This is a genomic window from Agromyces sp. Y575 (assembly GCF_059445445.1).
In genome coordinates, this window is record NZ_JCAIUI010000001.1 from 434,088 (window position 1) to 446,566 (window position 12,479).

General features: G+C 68.4%; 11 protein-coding genes. 9 read left to right on the top strand and 2 right to left on the bottom strand.

Going from position 1 to position 12,479, the window contains the following annotated elements; all coding sequences use genetic code 11:
• Positions 1–123: 123 nt before the first annotated feature.
• From aceE to AC1C2U_RS02205, 6 genes are all read left to right on the top strand, one after another.
• On the top strand, positions 124–2,850 hold the full coding sequence (gene aceE / locus AC1C2U_RS02180; protein WP_495360080.1) for a pyruvate dehydrogenase (acetyl-transferring), homodimeric type: 2,727 nt from the start codon (positions 124–126) through the stop codon (positions 2,848–2,850).
• A gap of 11 nt (positions 2,851–2,861) precedes the next feature.
• Entirely contained in the window at positions 2,862–4,076 is a 1,215-nt protein-coding gene (locus AC1C2U_RS02185) for a PucR family transcriptional regulator (protein ID WP_495360082.1), read from the top strand.
• Positions 4,077–4,167: 91 nt separating this feature from the next.
• The gene (locus AC1C2U_RS02190) at positions 4,168–5,088 is read left to right on the top strand and encodes an ACP S-malonyltransferase (protein WP_495360083.1); all 921 of its coding nucleotides are present in this window, start codon (positions 4,168–4,170) and stop codon (positions 5,086–5,088) included.
• Between the two features lie 28 nt (positions 5,089–5,116).
• Complete coding sequence (locus AC1C2U_RS02195; RefSeq protein ID WP_495360084.1) at positions 5,117–6,121, top strand: beta-ketoacyl-ACP synthase III; 1,005 nt, start codon at positions 5,117–5,119, stop codon at positions 6,119–6,121.
• 66 nt (positions 6,122–6,187) lie between these two features.
• Entirely contained in the window at positions 6,188–6,436 is a 249-nt protein-coding gene (locus tag AC1C2U_RS02200) for an acyl carrier protein (RefSeq protein WP_022894469.1), read from the top strand.
• A gap of 80 nt (positions 6,437–6,516) precedes the next feature.
• Positions 6,517–7,752: a beta-ketoacyl-[acyl-carrier-protein] synthase family protein gene (locus tag AC1C2U_RS02205; protein ID WP_495360085.1), complete on the top strand. Its 1,236-nt coding sequence runs from the start codon at positions 6,517–6,519 to the stop codon at positions 7,750–7,752.
• Positions 7,753–7,906: 154 nt separating this feature from the next.
• Here AC1C2U_RS02205 and AC1C2U_RS02210 read toward each other — a convergent pair whose 3' ends face one another.
• The gene (locus AC1C2U_RS02210; RefSeq protein ID WP_495360086.1) at positions 7,907–8,428 is read right to left on the bottom strand and encodes a DUF3145 domain-containing protein; all 522 of its coding nucleotides are present in this window, start codon (positions 8,426–8,428) and stop codon (positions 7,907–7,909) included.
• Positions 8,429–8,600: 172 nt separating this feature from the next.
• On the opposite strand from AC1C2U_RS02210, the gene AC1C2U_RS02215 reads away from it, so the two are divergent.
• Positions 8,601–9,245 carry a PadR family transcriptional regulator gene (locus AC1C2U_RS02215; RefSeq protein WP_495360087.1) on the top strand — a complete coding sequence of 215 codons (645 nt, stop codon included), beginning with the start codon at positions 8,601–8,603 and terminating at the stop codon, positions 9,243–9,245.
• Here AC1C2U_RS02215 and AC1C2U_RS02220 read toward each other — a convergent pair.
• The gene (locus AC1C2U_RS02220) at positions 9,224–11,014 is read right to left on the bottom strand and encodes a bifunctional 3'-5' exonuclease/DNA polymerase (protein WP_495360088.1); all 1,791 of its coding nucleotides are present in this window, start codon (positions 11,012–11,014) and stop codon (positions 9,224–9,226) included. The two genes, AC1C2U_RS02215 and AC1C2U_RS02220, sit on opposite strands and share 22 nt — an antisense overlap.
• A gap of 79 nt (positions 11,015–11,093) precedes the next feature.
• On the opposite strand from AC1C2U_RS02220, the gene AC1C2U_RS02225 reads away from it, so the two are divergent.
• Positions 11,094–11,867 (top strand): putative endonuclease domain-containing protein, encoded by a 774-nt coding sequence (locus AC1C2U_RS02225; protein ID WP_495360089.1) that lies wholly within the window; start codon positions 11,094–11,096, stop codon positions 11,865–11,867.
• Positions 11,868–12,004: 137 nt separating this feature from the next.
• A complete protein-coding gene (locus AC1C2U_RS02230; protein ID WP_495360090.1) occupies positions 12,005–12,475 on the top strand; it encodes an NfeD family protein in 471 nt (156 codons plus the stop codon).
• Positions 12,476–12,479 lie beyond the last annotated feature (4 nt).

Sequence of the window (12,479 nt, forward strand, 5' to 3'; positions counted from 1 at the left end):
CCCCCACCTTGCAGGCATAGAATCACTAGGATGGCGTGGTGCCACTCGGCCGCGAACCGGCCCATTCGGCGTGCGCACGCCCCCACACCCGCAGGCATGATCTGCTGAAGAGAGAGGTCGAGTGTGACTGTCAACGACCAGGATCCTTACTCGGTCGAGGCGATGGACGCCGATCCGGAAGAAACTTCCGAATGGGCCGAATCCCTCGATGCGCTTGTCGCTGAGAAGGGACACCAGCGTGCGCGAGAGATCATGCTGAGCCTCCTGAAGCGCTCGAAAGAGCTGCACCTCGGTGTGCCGATGGTGCCGACCACCGACTACCTCAACACGATCGCCACTGAGAACGAGCCCGAGTTCCCCGGTGACGAAGAGATCGAGCGCCGCTACCGTGCGTGGATCCGCTGGAACGCCGCCGTGCTCGTGCACCGCGCACAGCGCCCGGGAATCGCCGTCGGCGGGCACATCTCGACGTACGCCTCGAGCGCCTCGCTCTACGAGGTCGGTTTCAACCACTTCTTCCGCGGCCAAGACCACCCGTCCGGTGGCGACCAGATCTTCATCCAGGGTCATGCCTCCCCCGGGCCGTATGCCCGTGCCTTCCTCGAAGGGCGCCTCACGGGCGACCAGCTCGACGGCTTCCGCCAAGAGAAGTCGCACGCGCCCAACGGTCTCTCGTCGTACCCGCACCCGCGTCTCATGCCCGAGTTCTGGCAATTCCCGACGGTGTCGATGGGTCTCGGACCGATCAACGCGATCTACCAGGCGCAGACCAACAAGTACCTGACCAACCGCGGTATCAAAGACGCCGGCGACCAGCAGGTCTGGGCATTCCTCGGCGACGGCGAGATGGACGAGGTCGAGAGCCGCGGCCAGTTGCAGGTCGCTGCCAACGAAGGCCTCGACAACCTGAACTTCATCGTCAACTGCAACCTGCAGCGACTTGACGGCCCCGTTCGCGGCAACGGCAAGATCATCCAGGAGCTCGAGAGCTTCTTCCGCGGCGCGGGCTGGAACGTCATCAAGGTCGTCTGGGGCCGCGAATGGGACGACCTGCTCGCCCGCGACCACGACGGTGCGCTCCGCAACCTCATGAACGTCACCCCCGACGGCGACTACCAGACGTACAAGGCCGAGTCGGGTGCGTACGTGCGCGAGAACTTCTTCGGCCGTGACCCGCGCGCCCTCGAGCTGGTCTCCCACCTGTCCGATGACGAGGTGTGGGGCCTGAAGCGCGGCGGTCACGACTACCGCAAGGTCTACGCCGCGTTCAAGGCCGCGAGCGAGCACAAGGGCCAGCCGACGGTCATCCTGGCGAAGACGATCAAGGGCTACGGCCTGGGTCCTGCCTTCGAGGGTCGCAACGCGACCCACCAGATGAAGAAGATGACCCTCGACAATCTGAAGACCTTCCGCGATCAGATGCGCATCCCGATCACGGACGCGCAGCTCGAGGAGAACCCGTACCTCCCGCCGTACTACCACCCTGGCGAGGGCGACGAGGCGATCCAGTACCTCCACGAGCGCCGCCGGGAGCTCGGCGGGTATCTGCCCGAGCGCCGGTCGAAGTACACCCAGGTCGCCCTGCCCGACGACTCGACCTACGCGATCGCGAAGAAGGGCTCGGGTACGCAGGAGATCGCCACCACGATGGCATTCGTGCGCCTGCTGAAAGACCTCATCCGCTCGAAGGACTTCGGCCACCGCATCGTGCCGATCATCCCCGACGAGGCGCGCACCTTCGGCATCGACGCGTTCTTCCCGACGGCGAAGATCTACAACCCGAACGGCCAGCACTACACCTCGGTCGACCGCGAACTCCTGCTCGCCTACAAAGAGAGCCCGCAGGGCCAGATCCTGCACGTCGGCATCAACGAAGCCGGTGCCATGGCCGCGTTCACGAACGTGGGCACGTCGTACTCGACGCAGGGCGAAGTACTCATTCCCGTCTACGTCTTCTACTCGATGTTCGGTTTCCAGCGCACGGGCGACGCCATGTGGGCTGCTGGCGACCAGATGGCACGCGGATTCATCATCGGCGCCACCGCAGGTCGCACGACGCTCACCGGCGAAGGGCTGCAGCACGCCGACGGGCACTCGCCGCTGCTCGCGTCGACGAACCCGGCCGTCGTCTCGTACGACCCCGCCTACGGGTATGAGATCGGGCACATCATGCGATCGGGCCTCGAGCGCATGTACGGCGGCAACCACGCCGACCCGAACGTGATGTACTACATCACCGTCTACAACGAGCCGCTCGTGCAGCCGGTCGAGCCCGATGGCGTCGACATCGACGGCATCATCCGCGGCATCCACCGTCTCGGTGAATCAGGCGTCGCCGGGCCCAAGGCCCAGCTGCTCGCCTCTGGTGTCTCGGTGCCGTGGATCCTCGAAGCGCAGAAGCTGCTCGCTGAAGACTGGGGTGTGTCGGCCGACGTGTGGTCGGTCACGAGCTGGGCTGAACTGCGCCGCGACGGTCTCGCCGCAGACGAGCACAACTTCCTGAACCCCGATGCCGAGCGCCGCGTCTCGTACCTCACGCAGAAGCTCGCCGAGGCACGCGGCCCGTTCGTCGCGGTCTCCGACTTCATGCACGCCGTGCCCGACCAGATCCGCGCGTATGTGCCGGGCCCGTTCGCGACGCTCGGTGCCGACGACTTCGGATTCTCCGACACGCGGCCCGCTGCGCGGCGCTTCTTCAAGATCGACGGCCCATCGGTCGTCGTGCGCACGCTCGAGTTGCTCGCCGACCGCGGCGAGGTCGACCGCTCGCTCCCTGCCCAGGCGATCGCGAAGTACCGGCTGCACGAGGTGAATGCCGGCACCACGGGATCGGCCGGCGGAGAGAGCTAGCAGGCGACGAGGTGGCGACGAAGCCCAAGACGAAGGCGGAGACGCTCGCATGGTTGCGGACCATAGCGGGCGAGCTCGCCACTGCGACGCTCAAGCGTCTCGAAGACACGTTGCCGTGGTACGGCGATATGCCGCCGAGTCGCCGCTCCGCAGTGGGCCTCGTCGCCCAAGCCGGCATCTCCTCGTTCATCGCGTGGTTCGAGGACCCGCGGTCCACTCCGTGGATCGCAGCGGATGTCTTCGGGGCCGCCCCACGTGAGCTCCTCCGCTCGGTGAGCCTGCAGCAGACGCTGCAGCTCATTCGGGTGACGGTGGAGGTCGTCGAAGACCGCGTCAAAGACGGCGGCGAGCTGCTCCGCGAGGCGATCCTCCTCTACTCGCGCGAGATCGCGTTCGCAGCAGCCGACGTGTATGCGCGCGCCGCGGAAGCGCGTGGGCTCTGGGACGCACGTCTCGAGGCGCTCGTCGTCGACTCGATCCTCTCGGGCGAGGCCGACGACGAGCTGCCGAGCCGCATCGCCGCTCTCGGCTGGCACGGTCACGGCGAGGTGTCGGTGCTCGTCGGCACGGCGCCGAAACAACTCGACGTCGATCATGTGCGCCGAGCCGCACGGCACATGCACGCCGACGTGCTCATCGGCGTGCAGGGCAACCGGCTCGTGCTCGTGATCGGGCGGGCCGACCCGCTCGCTCGCGAGGCCGACGACGCCATCGGCACGGCCCCTGCGCTCACCTTCATGGAGATCGCCGACCAACTCGAACCGCACTTCGGGCCCGGGCACCTCGTGCTCGGTCACGCGGTGCCGAATCTCGTCGATGCATCGAAGAGTGCGAAGGCGGCGCTTGCAGGATTCGCGGTGGCGCGCTCCTGGCGTCACGCCCCGCGGCCGGTTCACGCCGACGATCTCCTCCCCGAGCGCGCGCTGGCCGGTGACCCTCTCGCACGGGCGACGCTCGTGCACCGTATCTACCGGCCGCTGCAGGCGCACTCCACCGAGCTGCTGACGACTCTGTGGAGCTACCTCGACAACGGCCGTTCGCTCGAGGCGACCGCGCGCGAGCTCTTCGTACACCCCAACACCGTGCGGTACCGCTTGAAGCGAGTCTCCGACGTCATCGGTTGGGATGCCACGGGTGCGCGTGAGGCGCTCATCCTGCAATCGGCGCTCATCATCGGGTCGATGAGTGATCACGAGCACCCACCTCGCCGCCGGACGCCGAGCTGACGCTCCTTCTGTACTGTCTGTACAAGGCTTTTGCGAAGAGCTTGTCGCGTGTGCACACTCAAGCTGGTCGTCAGGTTGGCAGACTGGTGTGGTGATCGTCGTCGTCTGCCCTGGACAGGGCTCCCAGACCCCTGGTTTCCTCTCCCCCTGGCTCGGAGAACCGGCCTACGCTACGCGACTGTCGGCGCTGTCGGATGCCGCGGGGCTCGACCTCACCCGCTACGGCACGGAAGCTGACGCCGACACGATCCGCGACACCGCGATCGCCCAGCCGCTCATCGTCTCGGCCGGCATCCTCGCGCTTGAAGCGCTCCTGGCAGATGGCCGAGGGGCCCGCATCGGCGGCATCGCCGGGCACTCGGTGGGCGAGATCACCGCCGCGGCCGGATCGGGCGTGTTGAGCGACACCGACGCGATCCGTTTCGTCGCCGAACGTGGCCGCGCCATGGCGGATGCTGCGGCACTCGTTCCGACCGGCATGAGTGCGGTCCTCGGAGCTGACGAGGCCGACCTCCTCCCCCGGCTCGACGAGCTGGGCCTCGAACCTGCGAACTTCAACGGCGGCGGACAGATCGTGGTCGCCGGCGCCCTCGACGCCCTCGCGACGCTGAAGGCCGACCCTCCTGCCGGTACCCGGGTGATCCCCCTCCAGGTGGCCGGGGCCTTCCACACGCGGTACATGCGCCCGGCCGTCGAACGCCTCGCCGAAGTCGCTTCCAGCCTCGCCGCGGCCGACCCCGCCTTGCCGCTCTGGACGAATCGCGACGGCAGCCTCGTCGTATCCGGTGCCGCCTTCCTCGATCTTCTCGTCGGCCAGGTCTCCTCGCCCGTACGCTGGGACCGCTGCATGGAGTCCTTCGCCGCTGCCGGCGTCACCGGCATCATCGAGGTGGCGCCCGCAGGAGCCCTCGTCGGTCTCGCCAAGCGTGCGCTCAAGGGTGTGCCGGCCGTGGCCGTGAAGACTCCCGACGACCTGCCTGCAGCGATCGCGCTCATCGAGCAGCACGCCTGAGCCGACGACCGACACGAGAAAGCCGAGCATGACGAGACCGACCCTGCAGCAGTCCCATGGGCCCGCGTACACCCGCATCTACTCGATCGGCGCCGCACGAGGCGCGAACGCAGTGCCGAATGACGACCTCGTCGGCCCGATCAACTCGTCTGACGAGTGGATCCAGCAGCGCACGGGCATCGTCACCCGTGCGCGCGCCGGCGCTGACGTGCCAGCCATCGACCTCGCAACGGATGCCGCCGTCGAGGCGATCGAACGCTCTGGGGTCACACCCGAGCTCATCGACCTCGTGATCATCGCCACGATCTCGAACGTGCAACAGACGCCGTCGATGGCCGCCGTCGTCGCCGATCGGGTCGGCGCGAACCCCGCGGCGGCCTATGACACGAACGCGGCGTGCGCCGGTTACGCCTACGCGGTCGCGCAGGCCGACGCGCTCATCCGCACCGGAGCGGCGCACTACGCGCTCGTGATCGGTGCCGAAAAGCTCTCCGACGTCGTGGACCCGACCGACCGCAGCATCTCGTTCCTGCTCGGCGACGGCGCAGGCGCGGTCGTCATCGGCCCGAGCGACACGCCCGGCATCGCACGTACGATCTGGGGTTCCGACGGGTCGAAGGCGGGCGCGGTCGGCATGAACGGCACGCTCACCGAGTTCCGTGACGGCAAAGCCGAGTGGCCGACGCTCCGACAGGAGGGCCAGACGGTCTTCCGCTGGGCCGTGTGGGACATGGCGAAGGTCGCGAAGCAGGCTCTGGATGCCGCGGGCGTGACGTCCGCCGACCTCGCGGCGTTCATCCCGCACCAGGCGAACATGCGCATCATCGACGAATTCGCCAAGCAGCTGAAGCTGCCCGAAACGGTCGTCATCGCCCGCGACATCGAGACGACGGGCAACACCTCCGCTGCGTCGATCCCGCTCGCGACGCACCGTCTGCTCGAAGAGCACCCTGAACTCTCCGGAGGCCTTGCCCTCCAGATCGGCTTCGGCGCCGGACTCGTGTTCGGCGCCCAAGTGGTGGTTCTTCCCTGAACCTCCTCCCCCATGTCCATCTAGACTGTCTCTCGGTCAAACGAGACACCCCCAAGGAGAAGAACAATGGCATTGTCCACCGAAGAAGTGCTTGCCGGCCTGGCCGAGCTCATCAACGACGAGACCGGCATCGCAACCGACACGGTTGAGCTGGACAAGTCGTTCACCGACGATCTCGACATCGATTCGATCTCGATGATGACCATCGTCGTCAACGCCGAAGAGAAGTTCGACGTGAAGATCCCCGACGAAGAGGTCAAGAACCTGAAGACCGTCGGCAACGCCGTCGACTTCATCGTCAAGGCCCAGGCCTAGCAGCTGCGTGGAGCGGGCCGGCGCCTCTGCCCGGCCCGCTCGTTCAGCATGACCGTTCTCTCCATCGGAGTATTTCTCGAATGACCAAGAAGATCGTCATCACCGGTATCGGTGCGTCCTCGCCGCTCGGCGGCACCGCCCCCGAAAGCTGGAATGCCCTGCTCGCCGGCGAATCCGGCACGCGTACGCTCGAACACGAGTGGGTCGCCGAGCTCGAACTGCCAGTCACCTTCGCCGCCGAGGCGAAGGTTCGTCCCGAAGAGGTGCTCGAGCGTCCGGTCGCGAAGCGACTCGACCCGTCAAGCCAGTTCGCGCTGATCTCAGCCAAAGAGGCGTGGGCCGATGCCGGCGCACCCGAGGTCGCCCCCGAGCGACTCGGCGTCGACTACGCCACCGGCATCGGCGGCATCTGGACACTGCTCGACGCCTGGGACACGCTGCGTGAACGCGGCCCGCGTCGCGTGTTGCCCATGACCGTGCCGATGCTCATGCCGAACGCCGCGGCCGCAGCCATCTCGATGCACTTCGAGGCGCGCGCGTTCGCTCGAACGGTCGCCTCTGCTTGCGCCTCGAGCACCGAGTCGCTCGCGAACGCCTACGAGCACCTGCAGCTCGGCCTCGCCGACGTCGTCATCGCCGGTGGATCAGAGTCGGCGATCCACCCGATCACGCTCGCATCGTTCTCGTCGATGCAGGCACTCTCACGCCGCAACGACGACCCGGCTCACGCGTCGCGCCCGTACAGCGTCGACCGCGATGGCTTCGTCATGGGTGAGGGTGCTGCAAGCCTTGTGCTCGAGACCGAGGAGCACGCGCTCGCGCGCGGCGCCCGCATCTACGCCGAACTCGCCGGCGGTGGCGTGAGCGCGGACTCGTTCCACATCACGGCGAACGACCCCGAGGGCCGAGGTGCGCGCCGCGCCGTGCTCGACGCGCTCGCTCAGGCGGGTGCCACGCCCGATGAGGTGACCCACATCAACGCGCACGCTACGAGCACGCCGGTCGGCGACATCGCCGAGTACACGGCACTCGCGGGCGTGTTCGGCGACCGCGTGCGCGAGATCCCCGTCTCCGCGACGAAGGCCTCGACCGGTCACCTGCTCGGCGGTACCGGTGCGTTGGAAGCGGTATTCACGATCCTCGCGCTCCAGCACCGCGTCGCTCCGCCGACGATCAACATCAGTACGCAGGACCCCGACATCCCGTTGCTCGTCTCCGGTGAGCCGCAACCGCTCGCCGACGGCCCGCAGCTCGCGATCAGCAACTCGTTCGGGTTCGGCGGGCACAACGCGGTCATCGCGATCCGCACCCCGTAGGCGAAGTCCGGGCGCGATCGCGCACGCATGAGAAGACCCCGGTCGCGCCATCGCGCCGGGGTCTTCTCTCGTGCACGGTCCGAGGGTTTCGCTCGTGCGCTGCCGGGATCGTTCCTCCGACCTCGCGTCACGCCGCCGGCGGACCGAGGCTCGCTCAGCCCACCTGGTGCAACCAGACGACCGGAGCGAAGTCGCTCGCGTGACGGAACGGCTCGAGCTCGTCGTCCCACGCTTGCCCGAGCGCGAGTCGCAGCTCGCGGTGCAACTCGATCGGGTCGGTGCCGCCGACCTCCATCGCGTAGCGGATTCGGTCTTCGGGCACGACGGTGTTGCCGGCCGTGTCGGTCTGCGCGTAGAAGACGCCGAGTTCGGGCGTGTGCATCCACCTGGCGCCGTCGGAGCCGGGAGTGGGGTCTTCACTCACCTCGAAGCGAAGCTGCTCCCAGCCGCGCAGCGCGGACGCGAGCTTCGCACCGCTGCCGGCCTCGCCCTCCCAGTAGAATTCCGCGCGCATCGCGCCTCGGAACACCGGTTGCTCGCTCCAGTCGAAGTTCACCGGCGTACCCAAAGCGCTGCCGACCGCCCACTCGACATGCGGGCACAGCGCCCTCGGCGAGGAGTGCACGAACAGCACACCTCGCGCGGAGCGCACAGCCCGCGTGGCATTCTTCGTCATCTCGATCTCCGTTCGTGAGGTGCGTCTTCCCCAACGACCTCTGACGGACGGATGACCGGTATTCGATTGTCGACGAGCGAGCCGTCACCGCCGATTATGCCCCGCATCAGGCTCCTTGACAAGACTCGAAACCATATACTCGGTGAGACGTTCACATCTGATCGGAGAGTCCATGGCCGTACGCGATGCATTGCTCGCCCTCCTCACTGCTGGGCCGGGGTACGGTTTCCAGCTCCACGGCGACCTCGCTGAACGCACCGGCGGCCGTCGGAGCGTGAATGTCGGCCAGAGCTACGCGACCCTCGACCGCCTTGGCAAACAGGGGCTCGTCGAGTCCGCCGGCGCCACCGACGACGGTCTCCCCCTCTACCGATCGACCCCAGACGGCACCAGCGCCACCACAGCCTGGTTCAACGGCGCGGATGCCTCGGGCAGCGACCCGTGGGACGAGACGGTCGATCGGGTGCTCATCGCCGCGTCGTTGCCGGGCGTCGATGCCGGCCGCATCGTCGCCGCGGAGCGTCGGCGATGGGAAGAACGCCGCGACGCGGCATCCGCTCGCTCGACGCCCGACGACCGTGGGAGCGCACGCGATGCCGATGTTGCGGCGCCCGCGCGGCTCGGCGCGCTCGCCGCCGCAGCCGAGCGCGCCCGCGCCGGAGCGGCACTCGCGTGGTTCGACGAGGTCGAATCGGTGCTCGGAACGCATGATCTCTCATTCGCGCCACGCATGGAACGACCTCGGCGCGGCCGCAGGCCGACGGCGCAAGCGGGGCCGTCGGCGACCGCCTCCGATCAGGCGTCGGCCAACTCGTAGCTGTCGACGATCGCGAGGTCGAGCGGGAACTCCACGGGGAACTCGCCGAACATCAGGCGGCCCGCCGCGTCCGCGGCTTCCGTGACGGCCGCGGCAACGTCGTCGGCGAGTTCGCGCGGAGTGTGCACGATGATCTCGTCGTGAAGGTAGTACACGAGATGTGGCACGTTCGCGAACGCGATGCCGGAACGGTGCGCGCTCTCGCCGGGGTCGGGTGCCGCGAGCGCGATCGCGGCGAGTTTCGAGCGCAGGGCGGCCATCCAACAGAGCGCCCACTCGGCCGCGCTGCCCTGCACTACGAAGTTGCGGGTGAAGCGGCCCCAATCCCGAGCGCGCGAACGGGCCCGGCGTTCGTCGGCCGCTGTCGCCTCGGGCTGGCTGGCCAGCGATTGCGTCGATCGCCAGTCTTCGCCAGGCAGCGGCGAGGAGCGGCCGAGCAGGGTGGTGACACTGGCCCCGCGCTCACCGTCGGCGGCAGCACGATCGACCAGCGCCATGGCGCGCGGGTACGCACGCGCGAGCCGCGGCACGAGCCGGCCGCTCTCGCCCGTGGTCGCGCCGTACATGGCGCCGAGGATCGCGACCTTCGCCTCGTCGCGTGACTCGACGACGCCGGCTCCGACGATGCCGCTGTAGAAGTCGCGGCCTCGCCCCGCCTCGGCCATCGACTCGTCATGCGCGAGACCGGCGAGCACGCGCGGCTCGAGTTGGGCGGCGTCGGCGACGACCAGCACCCAGCCGGGGTCGGCCACGACGGCGCTGCGCACGTTCTTCGGCAGCTGCAGTGCTCCCCCGCCGGCGGTCGCCCAGCGACCGGTCGCCGTACCGCCCGGCACGTAGTCGGGACGAAACCGGCCATCGATCACCCACTCGTCGAGCCACGTCCAGGCGTTCGCGCTGAGCAGTCGGGCGAGCTTCTTGTACGCGACGAGGGGATCGATCGCCGGATGCTCGTGCTCGCGGAGCTCCCATCTGCTGGTCGACTCGACCTGGATGCCGGCTCCGCGAAGTGCCTTCAGCAACGCCGCCTGCGAGTCGAGGTTGAGTGAGGCCGCGCCGAGCGCCGCACGCACCTCGACGGCGAGCTCCTCCATGCGAACGGGCTTGCGTCCTGGCGCGGGTTTCGGACCGAGCTCACCCTCGAGCACGCGCTCGTGCACACCACGGTGCCACGGCAGGCCCGCGGCGTGCAGCTCGGCGCCGATGAGCGCGCCGGCCGACTCCGCCGCGAGCAGTAGGCGAAGTGCGCCCGGCCGTTCGGACTCCGCCACGAGGGCGAGCTGTCTGGAGTGCTCGGCGAGGATCTCGCCGACCGGCACGCCGAGCAGGTCACGCGGGCCGGCGAGTTCGCCCGGCCCCGAGGCATCCGTCTCGCTCTCGAAGTCGCCGAGGTCGAAGAGAGCTGCGTGGGCAGCGGATGCCGCCGGAGCGAAGCCGACCGGCTGCCCGGCCTCGGCGGGGCCCGGGGGCAGCCAGGCGGGTCTCGCGAGCTCGCCTGCGCCGCGAGCCGCGGCCGTCGTCGTCGAGTGGTCGAGGATCGCCCCGGCGAGAACGAGATCATGACAGCGCTCGACTCGAACGCCCTCGGCGAGCAGCCGCGGATACCACCGGCGAGTGTCGGCCCAGATCCATCGTGGGTGGCGTGACTCGAGCGCTCGCACGGCGATCGGGAATTCTTCGAGCGACACCGTGTCGAAGGGATCGTTCGAGACCGACGGATCGACGAGGCCGACCCGGCCGGGCCCCATCGCTCCGACCACGATCCGCATGCTCTCATTCTCGCGGTTGCATCCGACATCCGCTGCCGATGTCGGTGGTCGACGACAGGATCGTCGACATGAACCGGATGTGGCAGTGCACATGGTCGCGGTGAGCTTCGGGTGCGGGCACGGCGCCGATGCCGGTGCACCCGGAACCATGACACTCGCTCGCGTCTGCCCGCTCTGCATGCTCCTTCACGAGACTCAGCGTTCCCGCGCCGAGCTGCTCACGCGGGTCGTGCCGCCGCAGCGCGCTGCACTCGCCTGCGAGACGCGCATCGGTGCGAGCTACGAGTGGCGGTGCCGTCGCGGGCACGACCGATACCCGGCGACGGTGAGCGCGGTGCTCACCGGTCCGAGCTGTGCGAAGTGTCGTGCCAATGCCGCATCGCCCGGAGCGCTCCGCGAGGCCGGCCTCGCATTCATGAAGCCGGGGCTCAAGGTCGGCACCTCGCGTGTGGAGCAGCGACTGCGACTGCTCCTCGGCGAACGCATTCGTCTGCACCATCGCGTCAACGCAGTGCGCATCGCTCGCATGTTCTACGGCAAGCAGGAGGTCTGGCCCGACGTCCTGGTGCCGCAACTGCGCATCGCTGTCGAGTACGACGATCCCGGTCGATCGCGGCGGGCGCATCTCGGCCTGAAAGTGGCCTCCGACCTCGAGAAAGACGAGGCGCTCCGTGAGGTCGGCTGGGAGGTCATCAGAATTCGGGCGGGCGGTCTCGGCCCGCTCGGTGCGTACAGCGTCGTCTGCCAGGGCCTCACCATTGCTGCCGTCGACGAGGTGGTCGCGATCATGCGGCGCATCCGCGGCGACGCTGCGATCGACGCCCTGTCGATCCGGCGCGAGGTGGCCGGCTGAGCACAGGATGCCCGGCGTGGCATACTCTCGGCGATCCATCGCGAGCAGTTGGTGCATGCGAGCAATCCTCCCGATAGGGTGAGTGGACCCGAGCACCCCTTCTGGCCCGGGATTTCGCGCGCGCAGAGAGGCACTCGATGCTCCTTCCGTTCATCATCGTCGGCGGCATCGGCCTCGTGCTCCTGCTCATCTCACTGGTGCTCGGCGACATCTTCGATCACCTCGACATCGGCGACGGCGCACTCTCGGGCACTGCGTTGGCGGTGGGCATGGTGGTCTTCGGAGCATCCGGCGCCCTCGTCTCGAGCATGGGGCTCGAACTGGTCTGGGTGTACGTGCTCTCGATCGTGCTCGCCGCCGTCGCCTACGGGCTCTGCGTGCTCGCCATTCGCAACCTCACCCGCAGCTCCGACGGCGCGCCGGCATCGGCCGCCGGGCTCTCGGGCGTCGCGAGGTCGGATATCTCCGCCGCCGGCGGCGAGGTGAGTCTCGACGGCCCGGGCGAGGTCGAACGCCGTCTCGCCTATTCCGAGCAGCCGATCGCCGAAGGTGTACGCATCCGCGTCACCGAACACGTCGGCAGCCGCGTGAAGGTCATCGCTGACTGACCTC

Excerpts from the sequence above, each read along its gene's own strand:
- AC1C2U_RS02220 (WP_495360088.1), bottom strand. The coding sequence starts at position 11,014 with ATGCGGATCGTGGTCGGAGCGATGGGGCCCGGCCGGGTCGGCCTCGTC.
- AC1C2U_RS02230 (WP_495360090.1), top strand. The coding sequence starts at position 12,005 with ATGCTCCTTCCGTTCATCATCGTCGGCGGCATCGGCCTCGTGCTCCTG.
- AC1C2U_RS02210 (WP_495360086.1), bottom strand. The coding sequence starts at position 8,428 with ATGACGAAGAATGCCACGCGGGCTGTGCGCTCCGCGCGAGGTGTGCTG.
- AC1C2U_RS02195 (WP_495360084.1), top strand. The coding sequence starts at position 5,117 with ATGACGAGACCGACCCTGCAGCAGTCCCATGGGCCCGCGTACACCCGC.
- AC1C2U_RS02200 (WP_022894469.1), top strand. The coding sequence starts at position 6,188 with ATGGCATTGTCCACCGAAGAAGTGCTTGCCGGCCTGGCCGAGCTCATC.
- AC1C2U_RS02215 (WP_495360087.1), top strand. The coding sequence starts at position 8,601 with ATGGCCGTACGCGATGCATTGCTCGCCCTCCTCACTGCTGGGCCGGGG.
- AC1C2U_RS02205 (WP_495360085.1), top strand. The coding sequence starts at position 6,517 with ATGACCAAGAAGATCGTCATCACCGGTATCGGTGCGTCCTCGCCGCTC.